The following is a 15,353-nucleotide window of genomic DNA, read 5'->3' as shown; positions in this document are numbered from 1 at the left end:
TCGAAACGTTACCGGTAACGTTTTGAGAGTGGCCACTCTAGGTCGATGGCTCGGGAGGCGCAAGCCTCAGGTCGAGACGGGCCCCGTCGAGGCGCGGACGATGAGTTCGGGCTCGGGGTAGGGCGCGTCCACCGACCTGCCCTCGATCATCGCTATCAGCCGGGCAGCGCTCGTCCGGCCGCCGGCGTCGAAGTGCTGTCGGACCGTGGTCAGGGGCGGGTGGAAGAACTCCGACTCCGGCATGTCGTCGAACCCGACGACGCTGACGTCACCAGGCACCCGGATCCCGAGCTCGTGGAACCGGAGCAGTGCGCCGAGGGCGATGCGATCGTTCGCGGCGAACACAGCGGTGATCGACCGGTCGCCGGCCACCCGCTCGGCGTGGGCGTACCCGGAACGGGACTCCCAGTCGCCCTCCCAGACCACGGGCGCCCCGGCGCGCTCGGCCAAGAAGGACTCGTACGTCGCTCGCCGCAGGTGCGCCGCGGTCCATTGGGACGGCCCGGCGATGTGAGCGATTCGCCGATGGCCGAGGGCGTGCAGGTGTTCCAGGGCGAGCAGGGTGCCCCGGCGCTGCAGTTCGTCGGTCTCCCGGGCGCCGTCCACCAGCACCGGGATATCGATCCGGAGGCGGCTGAGCTCGTCGGCGATGCCGACCGTGGGGGAGGTGATCAGAAGCCCCTCCACCCCATTGCGGATCAGCGTCTCGACGCCGTCGGCGAGCTGGCCCGGGTCGAGCGGGTCGAGGCCGACCACTTCGACGACGTAGCCCAGCTCGCGGGCGGCATCACTGGCCGCCTGCAGCACCCGGCCCGGATTGTGTCCGGCGATCTCGAACCCGAGTGCGCCGATCCGGAACGTCCGCTTCGTGGCCAGCGAGCGCGCGGCCATGTTCGGCCGGTAGCGCAGCTCCTCGAGCGCGGCGACGACCTTGACCTTGTTGTAGGGCCGGATGCCGCCCTCACCGTTGAGGAACCGGGCCACGGTCTGATGGCTGACGCCGGCGCGCCGGGCCACGTCGTAGATCGTGGCGGAACGCTTCTCCTCCTGGCCCGCCTCGCGGTCGCCGTCCTCGGTCACGCCCCGACACTATTCCAGCCCGGACCCGGAGGTGTCCGACCCCGTGTCCCCGGTCCGGTCAGGCCCGGCCGGATCCGCGGGCTCGGTCAGGACGGACCGCCGGCTGCCGGTTCGAACACCACGACGGGCGTCTCCCTCGAGCGCATCGCGGCGTAGTCGTCGAGATCGCCCTCGAAGAGCTCGGCGTACCGGGCCCAGAGGCGCTCGCGTTCGTCGCCCTGGGCTGCCCGTCCGCGCACGACGCGCTCCTCGCCGGGCAGGTCGACCGTGGCCTCCGGGCTCGCCTGCAGGTTCAGCCACCACGCCGGCGGCGCGTCGCCCCAGCCGTTCATCGCGAGGGTGACGAGGTTCGGGCCGTCCTCGATGTAGGCGAGCATGACGGCGCGCGGGTCGCCGGTGCGTCGGCCGACGGTCCGCAGCCGCATCAGGCCGGCCCTGCCCGGCTTGGGCCGGCTCAGTCCGACCCTCCCGCCGGAGCCGCGAAACACGGCTCGGTGACCCGCCCAGAACACGCGGATGAACCAACGCGGGGGGAGTCGGGGCGGAGTGGACCGGCCTGTGCCGCTCATCCGCACGTCTCCTTCGCTCGGCTCGGCCGGGCCCGATACGAAAACGCTACGTGGGCAGTGTCGGGACGGTCAACGAGTGGCGGTGTCCGGCCTCCAGGATTGATGAGCTCGATGTCCGCACGTTCGAAGTCGCGGACGTTCCGCGTGGCAATGATCGACCCGCGGCTGCTCACCGCCGTTGGTTCGGGTGGGCTCGCATCGTGCTTGCGGCGTCCGTCGGGTAGCTGCGACTGGAGTTCAAGAGTTGAGCCACGTCGACCTCCGACCGTCTGCAAGCGATGATCTCAGGCGGTGCCCACGGATGCGACGCTCGCCACCGCCGCGCCCACCGACTCCGCAGCACCGGCCAGGTCCTCCTCGGTGACCTCGCGCCCGAACGTGAACCGGACGGACGTCTGCGCGACCTCGGGTGGCACCCCGATCGCGATCAGCACGTGCGACGGCTCGTCCGAGCCGGCCGCGCACGCCGAGCCGCTCGAGGAGACCACGCCGAGGCGCTCCAGCTCCAGCAGCACGGCCTCGCCGCTGGTGCCCGGGAAGCAGAACGAGGCGTGGTTCGGCAGGCGCACAGTCCGTGGCCCGGTGAGCACCGCCGTCGGGACCAGCTCCAGCACCCGGGCGATGAACGACTCCCGCGCCGCGCCCACCCGGGGCGCCAGTTGGTCCCGTTCCGCCTCGGCGAGCGACAGCGCGATCCCGAGGGCGACGGCCCCCGGCACGTTCTCGGTGCCGGAGCGTCGCTCGCGCTCCTGGCCGCCACCGTGCAGCACCGGCTCCACCGGCAGCCGGCCGCGCAGGTACACCGCGCCGATGCCCTTCCCGGCGCCGACCTTGTGCCCGGAGATCGAGAGCGCATCCACGCCGAGGTCGCGCGCGGAGACCGGCAGCCAACCCGCCGCCTGGACGGCGTCGGTGTGGAACAGGGCGCCACGTCCGTGCGCGGCCGCGGCCAGGGAGGTGATGTCCTGCAGGGTGCCGATCTCGTTGTTCGCCAGCGCGATCGAGACCAGCGTGGTGTCCGGGCGCAGGGCCGCGTCGAGGGCCTCCGGCCGCACCCGCCCATCGGTGTCCACGGCCACGTGCGTGACCGAGAACCCGTGCACGCGGACCAGGTAGTCCACCGACGCCAGCACCGCCTCGTGCTCGATCCTGGTCGTGACCAGGTGCCGCCCCCGCGGGTTCGCCAGCGCCAGTCCCTTGATCGCCAGGTTCGCGCCCTCGGTCCCGCCCGAGGTGAACACCACCTCGCCGGGCCGGCAGCCGAGCACGCCCGCGACCCGGGACCGGGCGTCCGCCAGCGCTGCGGCGGCCCGCTCGCCGACGGTGTGGTGGCTGGACGGATTCCCGAACTCACCGGTCAGGTACGGCCACATGGCCTCCAGCGCCTCCCGGCGTACCGGGGTGGTCGCGGCCGCGTCCAGGTACAGCATCAGTGCACGCTCACGTCGAGCCCCAGGTCCAGGGCGGGGGAGGAGTGGGTCAGCGCTCCGACCGAGATCACGTCGACGCCGGTCTCGGCGATGGCTCGCACGGTGTCCAGGCGCACGTTGCCGCTCGCCTCCACGATCGCCCGGCCACCGATCAGGGCGACCCCCGCACGCAGCTCGTCGAGCGTGAAGTTGTCGCACATGATCGTGTCCACCCCGGCCGCGAGGACCGCGTCGAGCTGGTCGATCCGGTCCACCTCCACCTCGATGTGCGTGGTGTGCGGCAGACGGTCGCGGGCGGCCAGCAGCGCCTCGGTGACACCGACGCCGGAGTTCACCAGCACCGCCAGGTGGTTGTCCTTGACCATCACCGCATCCGACAGCGAGAACCGGTGGTTGTGCCCGCCGCCGGCCCGCACGGCGTGCCGCTCGAACGCGCGCAGCCCCGGCGTGGTCTTGCGGGTGTCCACGATCCTGGCCCCGGTGCCCGCGACGGCGTCCACGTAGGCACGCGTCGCCGTCGCGATCCCGGACAGCCGCTGGGCGAAGTTCAGCCCGATCCGCTCCGCCTGCAGCACGGCGCCCGCCGGGCCGACCACCCGGGCCAGCATCGCCCCCGCGGCGAACGCGGCGCCGTCGGGCTCGGCGAGGGTGACCTCGACCGAAGGGTCGGTCAGTGTGAACGCGGCCGCGAACACCTCCCCGCCGGCGAACACGCCTTCGGTGCGCGCCACCAGTTCGGCGCTCGCGGTGGCCGACGGCGGCACGAGCGCCGCGCAGGTCAGGTCGCCCCAGGGTGCGTCCTCGGCCAGGGCGGCGGCCACGGCCGCCTCGATCACGGTCCGGGTCAGCATGCGCCCACCGCCATGGCGGTCGGCTGCGCGGCGGATCGCGTGCCCAACGGCTCGTCGGTGCGGAAGTGCGCTCCGACCGACTCCGTGCGGGCCAGCGCGGCCCGGGCGGTGAGCCGGGCGAGCAGGAGCAGGTTCGCGTCCTCGTGCTCGGCCGGGGAGTGCGGGGCGGGCGTGCTCGCCGCCCAGGCGTCGAACGTCTGGGCGGCTCGCGCGAGCCCGACGCCGTGCCGGCGCAGCCCGACGGCGTCCCACATCAGGTCTTGCACCGCGGCCCGGGAGAACGGCGCCGCCTCCGACGGGCCATCGCCGGCACCGCGTGGCGCCGGAACCGCTCGCAGCGAACCGGTGGCCGAGGCGGCCACCGAACCGCCTGCGGGCCAGGGCCCGGCCGCGTCCGGGTTCGCCAGGGCCCGCACCGCGCGGTGGGCGAACACCGCGCCCTCGAGCAGGGAGTTCGAGGCCAGACGGTTCGCACCGTGCACGCCGGTGCGGGCGACCTCGCCGACGGCGTACAGGCCGGGCAGTGAGGTGCGGCCCAAGAGGTCGGTGGCCACGCCGCCCATCCAGTAGTGCGCGGCCGGGGTGATCGGCACCGGTGTGCGCGCCCAGTCCAGGCCGGCGGCACGCACGGCGGCGTCGATGCTGGGGAACCGGTGGGCGAGCGCGTCGGCGCCGAACGCGGTGGCATCCAGGTACACGGGCGCACCCGTCGCCGCCATCCGGTCCGCCACGGCCCGGGCCACCACGTCCCGGGGGGCGAGCTCGGCGTCGGGGTGCACGGCGAGCATGAACCGCTCGCCGTCGGCGTCGCGCAGCACCGCGCCCTCGCCGCGCACGGCCTCGGAGACCAGGAAGTTCCCGGGCAGGGCGAGCGTGGTGGGGTGGAACTGGTAGAACTCCAGGTCCGCCAGGGCGGCTCCGGCGCGCGCGGCCGCCGCGGCGCCGTCGCCCGTGGCCACCGCGGGGTTGGACGTGTACGGGTACAGCTGGCCGGCGCCGCCGGTGGCGAGCACCACGGCGTCCGCACGGACCTCGAGAACGTGACCGGCGCCGTCGAGCAGGCTCGCCCCGACCACGCGGCCGTCGGCGACGACGAGGTCGGTCAGGAACGTGTTCTCGTGGATCGCCACGGCGCTCGCGCGCACCTGCGCGGTCAGTGCCGCCTCGATCCGGGCGCCGGTGGCGTCCCCGCCCGCGTGCAGCACCCGCGGGAACGAGTGCGCCGCCTCCAGGCCCTGGGCGAAACGGCCGCCGGCCATGTCGAACTCGACGCCGGCGGCGACCAGGTCCCGGATCCGGGCCGGGCCCTCGGTGCACAGCACCCGGACGGCCTCGGGGTCGCACAGCCCGGCGCCGGCGGTGAGGGTGTCCGCGATGTGCGCGGCCACGTCGTCCTCGGCGAACATCACCGCGGCGATGCCGCCCTGGGCGTAGCGGGTGTTGCTCAGCCCGAGGTCGCCCTTCGTGGCCAGCACCACGTCATGGGTGCGGGCGGCCTCCGCGGCCGCGACGAGCCCGGCGATCCCGGAGCCGATGACCAGCACGCGCGCCATCTCAGGCTCCCGCCACGGGAGGCTTGGCCGCGAGCATCCGTTCCAGCGCCAGCCGGGCCGGGTCGGCGACGTCCGCGGGGACCGTGATCCGGTTCGGCACCTCGCCGGCCACCAGGGACTCCAGCACCCAGGCCAGGTAGCCCGGGTGGATCCGGTACATCGTGGAGCACGGGCACACCACCGGGTCCAGGCAGAAGATCGTGTGCTGCGGGTACTGCGCGGCCAGGCGCTGGACCAGGTTGACCTCGGTGCCGATCGCGAACGTGGTCGGCTCGGTGGCGGCGTCGATCGCCTTGCGGATGTACTCGGTGGAACCGGACTCGTCGGCGGCGTCGACCACCGGCATCGGGCACTCCGGGTGCACGATCACGCGCACGCCCGGGTGCTCGGCGCGGGCCTGCTCGATCTGACCAGGAGTGAACCGGCGGTGCACCGAGCAGAACCCGTGCCACAGGATCACCTGGGCGTCGGTCAGGGCCTGCTCGTCGTTGCCGCCGAGCGGCTTGTTCGGGTTCCACATCGGCATCGCCTCGAGCGGCACGCCCATCGCCTTGGCGGTGTTGCGCCCGAGGTGCTGGTCCGGGAAGAACAGCACCCGCTGCCCGCGCTCGAACGCCCACTCCAGCACCGTGGCGGCGTTCGAGGACGTGCAGACGATGCCGCCGTTGCGGCCGCAGAAGCCCTTCAGCGCCGCGGAGGAGTTCATGTAGGTGACCGGGATGACCGGCACCCTGCCGTCCTCGCCGGGCTCGGTGCCGTACAGCTCGGTGAGCTGCTCCCAGCACTCCTCGACCTGGTCGATGTCCGCCATGTCCGCCATCGAGCAGCCGGCGGCCAGGTTCGGCAGGATCACGGCCTGCTCGGGGCCGGAGAGCAGGTCCGCGGTCTCGGCCATGAAGTGCACGCCGCAGAACACGATCGCCTCGGCGTCCGGGCGGGTCAGCGAGGCGTTCGCGAGCTGGAAGGAGTCGCCCACGAAGTCCGCATGGGTGACGACCTCCTCGCGCTGGTAGAAGTGCCCGAGGATGACCACCCGGTCGCCGAGCGTCGCCTTCGCGGCGCGCACGCGCGCGTCCAGGTCGGCCGGGTCCGCCTCGCGGTATTCCCTGGGCAGCTCGCCCTGTCGGGGGGCGACGGCGGGTGGTGGGTCCGCGAGCGACGCGCCGGGCCCGTAGCCGGGACTGGCGTCGAACGCCCACGGGCCGCTGGCGAGGTCCGGGCTGCAGGTCGAGCCCGTGGCCCGGCCGGCGTCGATCAGCTGGATGGTGGTGTCGACCGAAGCGGTGGTCGTCATGGGGTCTCCTCGGTGGAGGTGGGGGACATCTGCGGTTCGGGGGCCAGCGGGCCGAGATCGACCGGTTCGATGGCGGTGTCGTAGCGGTACAGCTGGGCGGGCCGGTGCCGGCCTCCGGTGCGGACCTGACCGGTGGGGACGACGGCGCCACTCGCCTCCACCTGACGGCGGAAGTTGGCCGGATCGACCGCCTTGCCGAGCACCACCTCGTGGACCTCGCGCAGCTCGCGCAGGGTGAACGTCTCGCCCAGGAACGCATGCGCGATCCGGGAGTATTCGACCTTCGTGCGCAACCGCCAGAGCGCGTACTCCACGATCCGGTTGTGGTCGAAGGCCAGGTTCGGCAGCCGGTCCGCGGCCAGCCAACGCACGTTCTGCCCGGTGGTGGCCAGGTGCGCCTCCTCGGCCCCGATCATCGCCCAGTAGACGACCGAGACCACCCGCCCGTGCTCGGCGCCGGGCCGGTCGGCGTCGCCGAACGCGTAGAGCTGCTCCAGGTAGTTCGGGCGCAGCCCGGTGGTCTCCAGCAGGGTCCGGGAGGCAGCGTCGGCCAGGCCCTCGTCCTCGCGCAGGGGACCGCCCGGAAGTGCCCAGCGTCCGTCGAACGGGTCCCGCAGGCGCACCACGAGCGGCAGCCAGAGCTGGGGCCGGGCCCCGATCGCGGCGGAACTGCGCTCGTCGGTGCGCAGCGCGAAGATCACCGTCGACACCGCGAGCGTCGGGGCCATGGTCACCTCCGGAACGAGTAAGAGTCATCAAGACGTTAACACTGGATCGATCTTAAGGTCAGTCGGACCATTACGTCCAGTCGAGTCCAACCGGCGATACGCTGGGCAACCCTGACGAGGAGGCCAAGCAGTGCGGCGGATCATCATCGACACCGACCCGGGCATCGACGACGCGATCGCGCTGCTGTTCCTGTGCGCCGCGGCGGCGGCGCCCGCGAACCGGCTGCAGATCGACGGCGTCACGACCGTCGGCGGCAACGCCGACCTGGACCAGGTGACCGGCAACGCACTGCGTCTGCTGGAGCTTGCCGGCCGGACCGACGTCGGCGTGTACCGCGGCGCCGAGGGCAGCGCCGCCCGCGGCCGGGAGTTCAGCCCGGACGTGCACGGCGCCGACGGGCTCGGCGGCGAGGGCGGCCGGACGGTGACAATGCGCGAACGGGAGGAGTCCGCCGTCGACTTCCTCATCTCGCACACCGCTGCCCACCCGGGCGAGGTCACCCTGCTCACGCTCGGCCCGCTGACGAACATCGCGGCGGCCGTCCAGGCCGACCCGACGTTCGCCGGCAACGTCCGGTCCCTGGTGCTGATGGGCGGGGCGGAGGGCGGCGGCAACATGACGCAATGGGCCGAGTTCAACCTCTGGTGCGATCCGAAGGCGTCCGAAGCCGTGTTCTCCGCGGGGTTCGCCGACGTCGTCATGGTCGGCCTGGACGCCACCGCCGAGGCGGACCTGACGCCGGGGATCGGTGAACTGTTGCTCCGGCTGGACACCCCGGTGTCCCGCTTCATCCACGCGATCACCCGCACCTACGCGAACTTCGCGTTCGTCTCCAACGGGAGCCTGTCGTTCGACCTGCACGACCCGCTCGCCGCCGCGTACCTGCTCGACCCCGAGGTGGTCGCGACCGTCGAGGCCAACGTCACCATCGCCGTCGACGGTGAGCAGGAGGGTCGGTCCCTGGTGGCCCGCACCGGGGACTTCCCGGGCACGGCGGGCAACGCGCAGGTCGGCACCGGCGCGGACGCGGCCCGCTTCTACCGGCTCCTGCTGACCACCCTGTTCCCGGAGTCGGCCGCGGAGGTCGAGCGCGTCGTCACCGACGAGTACCGCTGACGGTTCGACGGCGTCGGGTCCGCTGCCGGTGTACGGCTCGGGTGTCGGCGACTAGGCCGGGACCTCGGCCGCGTCGCTCTGCGCCTCGGCCGCACCGGCCTCGGCACAGCCCTCGAACGGGGCGCGGTCCAGCTCGCTCGCGGCCCACCGGCCGAGTTGGTCCAGGATCGGCTGCAGGCGTTCTCCGCGCCCGGTCAGCGCGTAGGTGATCTGGGGTGGGCGGCCATCGGTCTCGGTCCGGACCACCACCCCGAAGTCGGCCAGGTCCACCAGCCGGTCGGCCAGGACGGAGTCCGTGATCGGACCGACGGCCCGGCGCAGTTCGGAGAACTTCATCGGCCCGTTCCGCAGCACCGAGAGGATCGGTCCGCTCCACCGCTTGCCCAGCATGTCGAAGGCACGGCTCACGCCGGCAGCGCACTGCGCGTGGGGGTGGGGATCCTCGGACATCTCCTGAGTTTACCGTGCCCGTAGGTTCTGGCGCTCGGATATTGCTAGTGCTATCTTTCTGCAAGTACTCGCATTCTGCTAGTGCCCCTGAACCGACCCGGAGGTCCCATGCCCACCCTGTTCCGCCTCGACGCCAGCATTCGATTCGAGGGCTCGCACAGCAGCCGGATCGCCGACATCGTCGAGTCCGAGTGGCGCGCCCAGCACCCGGCCGGCCACGTGGCCACCCGCCACCTCGGGCGCCACCCGATTCCGGCCGACGCCTGGCCGCATGCCGCCTTCGCACCCCCGGCCGGACGCACCACGCAACAGCAGCGCGCCATCGACCTCGCGACCGAGCTGGCCGACGAGGTCCTCGCGGCGGACGTCCTGCTGTTGGCGGTGCCGCTGTACAACTTCGGTGTCTCCCAGCACTTCAAGACCTGGACGGACCTGGCGCTCACCGACCCGCGACTGGCCCCCGGGGACTCGCCGAGTCTGGCCGGTAAGCGCGCGGTGTTGGCCACGGTCCGTGGCGGCGCGTACGGGGCGGGGACCCCTCGGGAGGGTTGGGACCACGCGACGCCGTGGATGCGCCGGATCCTCGAGGATGTCTGGAACCTGGATCTGGACGTGGTCGAGACGGAGTTCACGCTCGTCGGCACGAACCCGGCCCTGGACGAGTTCACCGACGTCGCCGCCCGCATGCACGCCGAGGCCGAGCTCCTTGCCCACGAGTACGGGCGCTCGTTGGCGAAGGGCGCGCGCACCGCGGCCTGACCCGCGTGTTCGGCGCCCCGGGCCGGCGGTCATCCGGACCACGGCCGCCCAGGCTGTGGCCGGGAGTCGGCAGCGGAGGTTGAGCACGTCGTCGCCGACGTGGAGCGCTGAGGATACGATGGCCCCGGTATCTGTTCGCGCGTGAAGGGTTTCGCCTCGGTGGTCACAACGTCTCGCCTCCTCAAGATCACCGGTTCGTTGGCCGTGGGCGCCCTCGCCCTCACCGCCTGCTCCGCGAACCCGGGCGCCGCCGCCGTCGTGGACGGCAGTCGCATCACCGAGAGCACGCTGTCCACCACGGACACGCAGATCTCTCCGATGCTGACGGCGGACCCCGCGCCCACGCAGGTGCTCCAGCTCCTCATCGCGGCCCCGGAGGTCCTTCAGGTCGCCTCCGAGAACGGGATCGCCTACTCCGACCAGCAGGCGCAGGAGGTGCTCGAGGCGACCGCGGCCGCCCAGGGTGTGCCGGTCGCCGACTACAGCGCGGACACCCTGCGGGTGACCCGGATGATCCTGGCCCAGGGCGACATCAGCCAGAGTCCGGACGGCCAGGCGATCCTGGACGACGTCAACGCACGGCTGACGGACGCCGACGTCGTGGTCAGTCCTCGCTACGGCGAGTGGGACGCCGAGGCCAACACCATCGCAGCCGTCACCCCCGACTGGATCCTCGCCCCTGAGGCCCCGGTCGCAGGATGAGCGTCCCCGGTCCCGGCGAGGCCGACCGCCCCGGTGGCGCTCTCCTCGACGCGGTGGCCGTGATGGACCGGCTGCGCTCTCCCGGCGGCTGCCCGTGGGACGCCGAGCAGACCCACGCCTCGCTCGCCCCGTACGCGATCGAGGAGGCCCACGAGGTCGCGGAGGCCGCTGAGTCCGGTGACGCCGCCGCGCTCCAGGAGGAGCTCGGGGACCTGCTGCTGCAGGTGCTGTTCCACGCCCGGGTCGCCACCGAGGCGCCCGACGGCGTCGCTTTCGACATCGACGACGTGGCCCGCACGCTCGTGGCCAAGCTGGTCCGCCGGCACCCGCACGTGTTCGCCGCCGATGCGGGCGACGCTGCACTGACGCCGGCCGACGTGAACCGGAACTGGGATGCGATCAAGGCGCAGGAGAAGGCCCGCGAGTCCATCCTCGACGGCGTCCCGCCGCACCTGCCGGCCCTGGCCCGCGCGCAGAAGGTGCTCGGGCGAGCCCGCAAGGCGGGCCTCGATCCGGCAAGCCTCGAACCGCACCACGACGAGCCCGCACCGGACTCCACGACCGTGCCCGCGCCGTCGGACCTCATCGGCGCCGCCCTGCTGGAGCTGGTCCGGCGCGCGGACGCCGAGCACGTCGACGCCGAGGCAGCGCTGCGGGCGCAGACCCGGGCCCTCGAGGCCCGGATCCGCGCCGCCGAACGGGATCTCCCGCTCTGAACCGACACGTCCCGGGCCACTATCGTGGACCGTGGCTCACCGAACCTGAACACCACAACATTGAAGGAGTCACTGTGGCCACCATTGAGGCCGTAGGAGCGCGCGAGATCCTCGATTCGCGCGGCAACCCGACCGTCGAGGTCGAGATGGCGCTGGAGGACGGTTCGTTCGCACGCGCCGCCGTCCCGTCGGGCGCGTCGACCGGTGCGTTCGAAGCCGTGGAGCGTCGCGACGGCGACAAGGGCCGCTACCTGGGCAAGGGCGTGCAGAACGCCGTCGCCGCGGTCACCGACGTCATCGCCCCCGAGATCCTCGGCCTCGACGCCGCGGACCAGCGTCACCTCGATCAGACCCTGATCGACCTGGACGGCACCGCCAACAAGGGCAAGCTCGGCGCGAACGCCATCCTCGGCGTCTCCCTCGCCGCCGCCCGCGCGTCCGCCGAGAGCGCCAACCTGTCCCTGTTCCGCTACATCGGCGGCCCGAACGCACACGTGCTGCCGGTGCCGATGATGAACATCCTCAACGGCGGCTCGCACGCCGACTCGAACGTGGACATCCAGGAGTTCATGGTTGCCCCGATCGGAGCGGGCACCTTCAAGGAGGGCCTGCGCTGGGGCACCGAGGTCTACCACGCGCTCAAGTCCGTGCTCAAGGACCGTGGCCTGGCCACCGGCCTCGGGGACGAGGGCGGCTTCGCGCCGAACCTCGAGTCCAACCGCGCCGCGCTGGACCTGATCCTGGTCGCGATCGAGAAGGCCGGGTTCACCGCGGGCCGGGATGTCGCGCTCGCCCTGGACGTGGCGGCCACCGAGTTCTTCTCCGAGGGCGCCTACCAGTTCGAGGGCAAGGTCACCTCGCCGGCCGACCTCGTCGCCTACTACGAGACCCTCGTTGCCGAGTACCCGCTGGTCTCCATCGAGGACCCGCTGTCCGAGGACGAGTGGGACTCCTGGGCCGAGCTCGTCGGCAAGGTCGGCGACAAGGTGCAGCTCGTCGGCGACGACCTGTTCGTCACGAACCCCGAGCGGCTCGCGAAGGGCATCGAGCTCGGCTCCGCCAACTCGCTGCTGGTCAAGCTGAACCAGATCGGCACCCTGACCGAGACGCTGGATGCCGTCACCCTGGCCCAGCGCAACGGGTTCACCGCGATGGTCTCGCACCGCTCCGGCGAGACCGAGGACACCACGATCGCGGACCTGTCCGTGGCCGTGAACGCCGGCCAGATCAAGACCGGTGCGCCCGCCCGCGGCGAGCGCATCAACAAGTACAACCAGCTGCTGCGCATCGAGGACGAGCTGGACAGCTCGGGCAGGTACGCGGGCGGCTCGGCGTTCCCGCGCTGGCACGGTCCGAGCGCCTGAGCGACAGCGCTCGGCAGGACCTGGATCGCGGCGGCTGGTAGCGCCTGGGTCGAGGCGACCGGTTGCGGCTTCGGCGCGCACTGCCGCCACGTCCGAACGACGGCGGGTGTCCCCTTTTTCGAGGGGCGCCCGCCGTTGGCGTTCGCGGCCCGAGATCGGCCCTGCCGGGCCCGGTCCCGGCCGGTGTCGGTGGGCAGACCTATCCTGCTGTGGCACGACTCACGCCCTGCTGCTCCGCCGAAAACCTCGCCCCGTGAGAGAACATGAGGGAGTGAGTCCCCGACGTCCTGCCGCCCCGCGCTCGAGCGGGTCCGTGGCGACGACGAGTCGGCCCGCCACGTCGAGCCGCGCCGCCGCCGGTGCGCGCGCGAGCACCTCGCGCACGCCCCGGTCGGGGTCGGCGTCCGCCAAGTCCGGCGCGAAGCCCACGTCGAGGTCCGCCGCGAAGCCCGCCGCCAAGCCGGCTGCGAAGCCGACGGCCGCCCGCCGGGCGGGCGCAGCGAAGCAGGCCGGCGCCACCACCGAGGTGCACAAGGCGCCGCGGCAGATCACCGTCCGTACCCTGGTGCTGTTCGTGGTGATCCTGATGGCCTTCATCGTGCTCGCGCCCACCCTGCGTGCGTACATCACCCAGCAGGAACGGCACCGTGAGCTGAGCGCCCAGATCGTGGCGGCCGAACAGCGCAACGCCGAGCTGACCGACGCCGTCGAGCAGTGGAACGACGACGCCTACGTGCAGGCCCGGGCGCGTGACCGGCTCGGCTTCGTGATGCCGGGGGAGACGCCCTACCGGGTGGTGGACCCCGAGACGATCACCGGCGAGGAGCCGGCCCCCGACCCCGCCGAGAACGGACCCGTGAGCGTGCCCCCGACCGGCCCGTGGTACCTGACCGTGTGGGACTCCGTCCAGGTGGCCGGGGAGGTCTCCGACTGATGACCGGCTCCGATGACGACGGCTCGACCCCTGACGCCGCCCACTCCGATGCGACCGACGCGCCCCCGTCTGCCGCGACCCCGCCCGGCGTCAGCGCCGCCGACCTGGAGGTGCTCGCCGAGCAGCTCGGCCGCCCGGCCCGGGGCGTGGTCGCCGTGGCCGCCCGGTGCGTGTGCGGCCGTCCCACGGTGGTCCGCACCGCCCCGCGCCTGGAGGACGGCACGCCGTTCCCCACGACGTACTACCTGACCAGCCCCGGCGCCGTCGCCGCCGTGAGCACCCTGGAGGCGAGCGGCGTGATGCGGGAGATGTCCGAGCGGCTCACCCAGGACGAGGCGCTCGCCGCCGGTTACGCCCGCGCGCACGAGCACTACCTCGCCCAGCGTGCCGAGCTCGGCGAGGTCCCCGAGATCGACGGCATCTCCTCCGGCGGCATGCCCACCCGGGTGAAGTGCCTGCACGTGCTCGTGGCGCACGCGCTCGCGGCCGGGCCCGGGGTGAATCCGCTCGGCGACGAGGCCCTCGCGCTCATCGCGGACGTCTGGAGACCGGACCGCTGCACCTGTTGAGCCGGCCTAGCCGGCTCGGACCGACTTCGCGACCACCCCGGACACCACGGCGGTCACGAGGACCGTGGTGAGCACGATGATCAGGCCCACGATGCCCACGGTCGTGGTCTCGATGCCGACCATGAGGGCGATGCAGACCCAGAGCACTCCGGCGAGTGCCCCGGCCAAGATTCCGTTGACGATACTGGTGTTCATCACTGCTCCTTCGGTTGTCTCGGAACATACTCTGTGCGGCGGAGTATGTGAAGCCCCGCGTGCGTGTCGCCGATAGACTTCCGGCATGGACCAGCCGCGGCCCAGTCCCGCCGACCCGAGGTCCGACGCCGCGGGGACCCTGGCGGACCTCGACGCGATCGGGCGCCGGGCCGACCGGGCGTACCGCGCACCTGTGACCGGTGCGCCGCTCGTCGGGTGGGGCATCGCCTGGGCCGTCGGCTACCCGGCGCTCGGCCACCTCGACCTGCCCTGGGCGCTCGTGGTGGGTGCGCTCGCGACGGCGGTCGGCCTCGTAGCCACGTTCGCGGGCCGGGAGCCGGGGGTGAGCAACCCGGGTGCCGGTCGGTTGCGCGGCGCGTGGTTCCTGGTCCTGGCCGCGTCGCCGTTCCTGGTCCAGGTCGTCTCACCGCTCGAACCGTGGCGTCTGGCGCTGTTCCTGGGGGCGCTGTGGGGTGTCGCGATGGCGATCTACGCGATCATGACCGCCGACCGGGCCCTGCTCGCGGTGAGCGGGGGGAGCGTGGTGCTCGCCGCCGTCGTGACGGTGCCGGAGGGTATCTCGCCGTTGCTGGTCTACGGTCTCGGGACCGGGATCGCCCTCCTGGTGCTCGGGATCGTGCGTGCCACGCCGGTACGGAGCGGGCGATGACCGAACCCGGGCCGGACCGCCTGCACGAGCTGCCGGCGGAGTTCGCGGACGCACTGCGCGCGCCGTTCGACCACCTGCTCACCGACCCGGTCCGGCTGCGCATCCAGGCGGCGCTCGTGGCGCTGCCCGCGGGCGGCTCGATGCGCTTCACGACGATCAGCCGAACCCTCGGGATCAGCGACGGGAACCTCGGTTCGCACCTCGCGGTGCTCGCGGAGGTCGGTTACGTGGACACGGAGGTGACCTGGCGGGGAAAGCGCCGCACCACCTGGTACCGCGTCACCGAGGCCGGGCGCGAGGCGTTCGAGCGGCACGTGGCGGCGCTGCGCGGCATCGTCGGGCCGCCGGTCTGACCGGCGGACCGTGGAGCGC

The 15,353-nt window shown here is 72.7% G+C and carries 18 protein-coding genes; 9 read left to right on the top strand and 9 right to left on the bottom strand.

Annotation, left to right across the window (positions count from 1 at the left end; translation table 11 throughout):
- Nucleotides 1–66 precede the first annotated feature (66 nt).
- The 7 genes from KCQ71_RS10915 to KCQ71_RS10885 all read right to left on the bottom strand — a co-directional run bounded on the left by KCQ71_RS10915 (nucleotide 67) and on the right by KCQ71_RS10885 (nucleotide 7,505).
- Nucleotides 67–1,080, bottom strand: coding sequence for a LacI family DNA-binding transcriptional regulator (locus tag KCQ71_RS10915; protein WP_223405711.1), 1,014 nt, complete (start codon nucleotides 1,078–1,080; stop codon nucleotides 67–69).
- A gap of 86 nt (nucleotides 1,081–1,166) precedes the next feature.
- Complete coding sequence (locus KCQ71_RS10910; RefSeq protein WP_223405709.1) at nucleotides 1,167–1,649, bottom strand: nitroreductase/quinone reductase family protein; 483 nt, start codon at nucleotides 1,647–1,649, stop codon at nucleotides 1,167–1,169.
- A gap of 284 nt (nucleotides 1,650–1,933) precedes the next feature.
- Entirely contained in the window at nucleotides 1,934–3,079 is a 1,146-nt protein-coding gene (locus KCQ71_RS10905; RefSeq protein WP_223405707.1) for a cysteine desulfurase family protein, read from the bottom strand.
- Nucleotides 3,079–3,930 carry a carboxylating nicotinate-nucleotide diphosphorylase gene (nadC, locus tag KCQ71_RS10900; protein ID WP_223405706.1) on the bottom strand — a complete coding sequence of 284 codons (852 nt, stop codon included), beginning with the start codon at nucleotides 3,928–3,930 and terminating at the stop codon, nucleotides 3,079–3,081. Before nadC ends, KCQ71_RS10905 begins: the two co-directional genes overlap by 1 nt.
- Nucleotides 3,924–5,483 (bottom strand): L-aspartate oxidase, encoded by a 1,560-nt coding sequence (gene nadB / locus KCQ71_RS10895; protein WP_223405704.1) that lies wholly within the window; start codon nucleotides 5,481–5,483, stop codon nucleotides 3,924–3,926. The genes nadC and nadB overlap by 7 nt, the downstream gene beginning before the upstream one ends.
- A 1-nt stretch (nucleotide 5,484) precedes the next feature.
- Complete coding sequence (gene nadA, locus KCQ71_RS10890; RefSeq protein WP_223405702.1) at nucleotides 5,485–6,777, bottom strand: quinolinate synthase NadA; 1,293 nt, start codon at nucleotides 6,775–6,777, stop codon at nucleotides 5,485–5,487.
- Nucleotides 6,774–7,505, bottom strand: a complete 732-nt coding sequence (locus KCQ71_RS10885) for an NUDIX hydrolase (protein WP_223405700.1) — start codon at nucleotides 7,503–7,505, stop codon at nucleotides 6,774–6,776. Before KCQ71_RS10885 ends, nadA begins: the two co-directional genes overlap by 4 nt.
- 130 nt (nucleotides 7,506–7,635) lie before the next feature.
- Between KCQ71_RS10885 and KCQ71_RS10880 the strand changes: the two genes are divergently transcribed.
- On the top strand, nucleotides 7,636–8,622 hold the full coding sequence (locus KCQ71_RS10880) for a nucleoside hydrolase (protein ID WP_223405698.1): 987 nt from the start codon (nucleotides 7,636–7,638) through the stop codon (nucleotides 8,620–8,622).
- Nucleotides 8,623–8,673: 51 nt separating this feature from the next.
- On the opposite strand, the gene KCQ71_RS10875 is transcribed toward KCQ71_RS10880, so the two are convergent.
- Nucleotides 8,674–9,072, bottom strand: coding sequence for a winged helix-turn-helix transcriptional regulator (locus tag KCQ71_RS10875; RefSeq protein WP_223405696.1), 399 nt, complete (start codon nucleotides 9,070–9,072; stop codon nucleotides 8,674–8,676).
- 108 nt (nucleotides 9,073–9,180) lie between these two features.
- Here KCQ71_RS10875 and KCQ71_RS10870 point away from each other — a divergent pair, with 108 nt between their 5' ends.
- The 6 genes from KCQ71_RS10870 (at nucleotide 9,181) to KCQ71_RS10845 (ending at nucleotide 14,116) form a co-directional block, all read left to right on the top strand.
- Nucleotides 9,181–9,831, top strand: coding sequence for an FMN-dependent NADH-azoreductase (locus tag KCQ71_RS10870; protein ID WP_223405694.1), 651 nt, complete (start codon nucleotides 9,181–9,183; stop codon nucleotides 9,829–9,831).
- 159 nt (nucleotides 9,832–9,990) lie between these two features.
- Nucleotides 9,991–10,533 carry a SurA N-terminal domain-containing protein gene (locus KCQ71_RS10865; protein ID WP_223405692.1) on the top strand — a complete coding sequence of 181 codons (543 nt, stop codon included), beginning with the start codon at nucleotides 9,991–9,993 and terminating at the stop codon, nucleotides 10,531–10,533.
- Nucleotides 10,530–11,249 (top strand): nucleoside triphosphate pyrophosphohydrolase, encoded by a 720-nt coding sequence (locus tag KCQ71_RS10860; RefSeq protein WP_223405691.1) that lies wholly within the window; start codon nucleotides 10,530–10,532, stop codon nucleotides 11,247–11,249. The genes KCQ71_RS10865 and KCQ71_RS10860 overlap by 4 nt, the downstream gene beginning before the upstream one ends.
- 74 nt (nucleotides 11,250–11,323) lie before the next feature.
- The gene (gene eno / locus KCQ71_RS10855) at nucleotides 11,324–12,613 is read left to right on the top strand and encodes a phosphopyruvate hydratase (protein WP_223405689.1); all 1,290 of its coding nucleotides are present in this window, start codon (nucleotides 11,324–11,326) and stop codon (nucleotides 12,611–12,613) included.
- A gap of 313 nt (nucleotides 12,614–12,926) precedes the next feature.
- Nucleotides 12,927–13,547 (top strand): FtsB family cell division protein, encoded by a 621-nt coding sequence (locus KCQ71_RS27605; protein ID WP_223405687.1) that lies wholly within the window; start codon nucleotides 12,927–12,929, stop codon nucleotides 13,545–13,547.
- Entirely contained in the window at nucleotides 13,547–14,116 is a 570-nt protein-coding gene (locus KCQ71_RS10845; protein WP_223405685.1) for a DUF501 domain-containing protein, read from the top strand. The genes KCQ71_RS27605 and KCQ71_RS10845 overlap by 1 nt, the downstream gene beginning before the upstream one ends.
- Before the next feature lie 6 nt (nucleotides 14,117–14,122).
- Here the strand turns inward: KCQ71_RS10845 and KCQ71_RS10840 are convergent, their stop codons facing one another.
- Nucleotides 14,123–14,311: a hypothetical protein gene (locus tag KCQ71_RS10840; protein ID WP_223405683.1), complete on the bottom strand. Its 189-nt coding sequence runs from the start codon at nucleotides 14,309–14,311 to the stop codon at nucleotides 14,123–14,125.
- A gap of 85 nt (nucleotides 14,312–14,396) precedes the next feature.
- Between KCQ71_RS10840 and KCQ71_RS10835 the strand changes: the two genes are divergently transcribed.
- Together KCQ71_RS10835 and KCQ71_RS10830 are read left to right on the top strand one after the other, a co-directional pair.
- Nucleotides 14,397–14,981, top strand: coding sequence for a hypothetical protein (locus tag KCQ71_RS10835; protein ID WP_223405681.1), 585 nt, complete (start codon nucleotides 14,397–14,399; stop codon nucleotides 14,979–14,981).
- Nucleotides 14,978–15,334, top strand: a complete 357-nt coding sequence (locus tag KCQ71_RS10830) for a transcriptional regulator (RefSeq protein ID WP_223405679.1) — start codon at nucleotides 14,978–14,980, stop codon at nucleotides 15,332–15,334. The genes KCQ71_RS10835 and KCQ71_RS10830 overlap by 4 nt, the downstream gene beginning before the upstream one ends.
- Nucleotides 15,335–15,353 lie beyond the last annotated feature (19 nt).

The sequence above is a fragment of the Occultella gossypii genome (assembly GCF_019947135.1).
In the GTDB taxonomy this organism is placed as follows: Bacteria; Actinomycetota; Actinomycetes; order Actinomycetales; family Beutenbergiaceae; genus Occultella; species Occultella gossypii.
Note: the sequence above shows the minus strand (reverse complement) of the source record. Positions and strands in the feature narration are given on the sequence as shown.

Coding starts and splice junctions, on each gene's coding strand:
- KCQ71_RS10875 (WP_223405696.1), bottom strand. CDS start 9,072: ATGTCCGAGGATCCCCACCCCCACGCGCAGTGCGCTGCCGGCGTGAGC.
- KCQ71_RS10885 (WP_223405700.1), bottom strand. CDS start 7,505: ATGGCCCCGACGCTCGCGGTGTCGACGGTGATCTTCGCGCTGCGCACC.
- KCQ71_RS10845 (WP_223405685.1), top strand. CDS start 13,547: ATGACCGGCTCCGATGACGACGGCTCGACCCCTGACGCCGCCCACTCC.
- nadC (WP_223405706.1), bottom strand. CDS start 3,930: ATGCTGACCCGGACCGTGATCGAGGCGGCCGTGGCCGCCGCCCTGGCC.
- KCQ71_RS10910 (WP_223405709.1), bottom strand. CDS start 1,649: ATGAGCGGCACAGGCCGGTCCACTCCGCCCCGACTCCCCCCGCGTTGG.
- KCQ71_RS10860 (WP_223405691.1), top strand. CDS start 10,530: ATGAGCGTCCCCGGTCCCGGCGAGGCCGACCGCCCCGGTGGCGCTCTC.
- KCQ71_RS10835 (WP_223405681.1), top strand. CDS start 14,397: ATGGACCAGCCGCGGCCCAGTCCCGCCGACCCGAGGTCCGACGCCGCG.
- KCQ71_RS10830 (WP_223405679.1), top strand. CDS start 14,978: ATGACCGAACCCGGGCCGGACCGCCTGCACGAGCTGCCGGCGGAGTTC.
- nadA (WP_223405702.1), bottom strand. CDS start 6,777: ATGACGACCACCGCTTCGGTCGACACCACCATCCAGCTGATCGACGCC.
- KCQ71_RS10840 (WP_223405683.1), bottom strand. CDS start 14,311: ATGAACACCAGTATCGTCAACGGAATCTTGGCCGGGGCACTCGCCGGA.
- KCQ71_RS10905 (WP_223405707.1), bottom strand. CDS start 3,079: ATGCTGTACCTGGACGCGGCCGCGACCACCCCGGTACGCCGGGAGGCG.
- nadB (WP_223405704.1), bottom strand. CDS start 5,483: ATGGCGCGCGTGCTGGTCATCGGCTCCGGGATCGCCGGGCTCGTCGCG.
- KCQ71_RS10870 (WP_223405694.1), top strand. CDS start 9,181: ATGCCCACCCTGTTCCGCCTCGACGCCAGCATTCGATTCGAGGGCTCG.